Origin of the sequence: Acetobacterium wieringae (assembly GCF_001766835.1) — a bacterium.
GTDB classification, from domain to species: Bacteria; Bacillota; Clostridia; order Eubacteriales; family Eubacteriaceae; genus Acetobacterium; species Acetobacterium wieringae.
This window is the reverse complement of the sequence record NZ_LKEU01000038.1, coordinates 1-2,678: the sequence shown is the minus strand read 5'-3', so window position 1 is coordinate 2,678 and position 2,678 is coordinate 1. Positions and strand designations below refer to the sequence as shown.

Sequence of the window (2,678 nt, the reverse complement as noted above, 5' to 3'; positions counted from 1 at the left end):
GAAGGTGCACATAACCGTTGATCCGCAGATATCCGAATGGGGAAACCCGGCTGGTAGAAGACCAGTCACTGTAACGTGAATACATAGCGTTATGGAGGGAACCTGGGGAACTGAAACATCTTAGTACCCGGAGGAAAAGAAAGAAACATCGATTCCTTGAGTAGCGGCGAGCGAAAGAGGAAGAGCCCGGATTACAACAAATTTACTTTATTAGCTGAACGGCATGGGAAGGCCGGACGCAGAGGGTGAGATCCCCGTAAGTGAAAATAGAGTGAGTGGGTAATCGACGAGTACCACGGGACACGTGAAACCCTGTGGGAAGATGGGGGGCCCACCCCCCAAGGCTAAATACTACTGATTGACCGATAGCGGAAAGTACCGTGAGGGAAAGGTGAAAAGAACCCCGGAAGGGGAGTGAAATAGAAACTGAAACCCTGTGCTTACAAGCAGCCGGAGCGCAAGTGACGGTGTGCTTTTTGTAGAACGGGCCAACGAGTTACGGTATGTAGCAAGGTTAAGTACTTCAGGTACGGAGCCGCAGGGAAACCGAGTCTGAACAGGGCGAATAGTTGCATGCTGTAGACCCGAAACCGTGTGATCTATCCATGACCAGGATGAAGCTTGGGTAAAACCAAGTGGAGGTCCGAACCAGTGTCTGTTGAAAAAGGCTTGGATGAGTTGTGGATAGGGGTGAAATTCCAATCGAACACGGAGATAGCTGGTTCTCCCCGAAATAGCTTTAGGGCTAGCGTTGTAGTAAAGAGTGATGGAGGTAGAGCACTGAATCGGCTAGGGGGCGTAAAGCTTACTGAACCGTATCAAACTCCGAATGCCATCCACTTATATACAGCAGTCAGACTGTGTGAGATAAGTCTCATAGTCGAAAGGGAAACAGCCCAGACCATCCGCTAAGGTCCCCAAGTCCAGATTAAGTGGGAAAGGATGTGCAACTGCACAAACAACCAGGATGTTGGCTTAGAAGCAGCCACACATTTAAAGAGTGCGTAATAGCTCACTGGTCGAGTGGTTGTGCGCCGAAGATGAACGGGGCTAAAATCTGGCACCGAAGCGATGGATTATGGTACTACCATAGTGGTAGGGGAGCAATGTCCCAGGGGCGAAGCTTAATCGTAAGGTTAGGTGGACTGGGGACAAGAGAGAATGTTGGCATGAGTAGCGAAAGTGAAGTGAGAATCTTCACCATCGAAAGCCCAAGGTTTCCTGAGGAAGGTTCGTCCGCTCAGGGTAAGTCGGGGCCTAAGCCGAGGCGAGCAGCGTAGGCGATGGACAACAGGTTGAAATTCCTGTACCACCTTTAATTGTTTGAGAGATGGAGTGACACAGAAGGATAAGCGAACCCAGCGGTTGGAAAAGCTGGGCCAAGCGTCAAGGCTGATCAGGGAGGCAAATCCCCTTGATCTTAAGGCCAAGGCGTGACGGGGAACGAAAAATAAGTAGGGAAGTCGCTGATTTCACGCTGTCAAGAAAAGCTTCTATTGAGAGAGAAGGTGCCCGTACCGTAAACCGACACAGGTAGGCGAGGAGAGAATCCTAAGATGAGCGGGAGAAGTGTTGTTAAGGAACTCGGCAAAATGACTCCGTAACTTCGGGAGAAGGAGTGCCCCTTAAGGGGGGCCGCAGAGAAGAGGCTCAAGCGACTGTTTAGCAAAAACATAGGTCTCTGCTAAATCGAAAGATGATGTATAGGGGCTGACGCCTGCCCGGTGCTGGAAGGTTAAGAGGAGTGCTTAGCGCAAGCGAAGGTGCGAATTTAAGCCCCAGTAAACGGCGGCCGTAACTATAACGGTCCTAAGGTAGCGAAATTCCTTGTCAGGTAAGTTCTGACCCGCACGAAAGGCGTAACGATTTGAGCGCTGTCTCGACAACACACCCGGTGAAATTGTAGTACTCGTGAAGATGCGAGTTACCCGCGACAGGACGGAAAGACCCCGTAGAGCTTTACTGCAATCTGGCATTGAGTTTTGGTAGTACACGTACAGGATAGGTGGGAGGCAAAGAATTTGGGACGCCAGTTTCGAAGGAGCCACCCTTGGGATACCACCCTTGTACTATTGGAATTCTAACGAGTGGCCGTAATCCGGTCATCGGACAGTGTCAGACGGGCAGTTTGACTGGGGCGGTCGCCTCCTAAAAAGTATCGGAGGCGCCCAAAGTTACCCTCAGGATGGTTGGAAACCATCTTTTAGAGTGCAAAGGCAAAAGGGTGATTGACTGCGAGAGAGACATCTCGAGCAGAGACGAAAGTCGGGCTTAGTGATCCGGTGGTTCCGAGTGGAAGGGCCATCGCTCAACGGATAAAAGCTACCTCGGGGATAACAGGCTTATCTCCCCCAAGAGTCCACATCGACGGGGAGGTTTGGCACCTCGATGTCGGCTCGTCTCATCCTGGGGCTGAAGCAGGTCCCAAGGGTTGGGCTGTTCGCCCATTAAAGAGGCACGCGAGCTGGGTTCAGAACGTCGTGAGACAGTTCGGTCCCTATCCGTCGTGGGCGTCAGATATTTGAGAGGAGCTGTTCCTAGTACGAGAGGACCGGAACGGACAAACCACTGGTGCACCAGTTGTTCCGCCAGGAGCATAGCTGGGTAGCTAAGTTTGGAAGGGATAAGTGCTGAAGGCATCTAAGCACGAAGCCCCCCTCAAGATAAGATATCTCACC

The 2,678-nt window shown here is 51.5% G+C and carries 1 rRNA gene; it reads left to right on the top strand.

What is annotated here, in order from left to right:
- Nucleotides 1-2,678, top strand: a 23S ribosomal RNA gene (locus ACWI_RS14640); the annotation flags it as partial.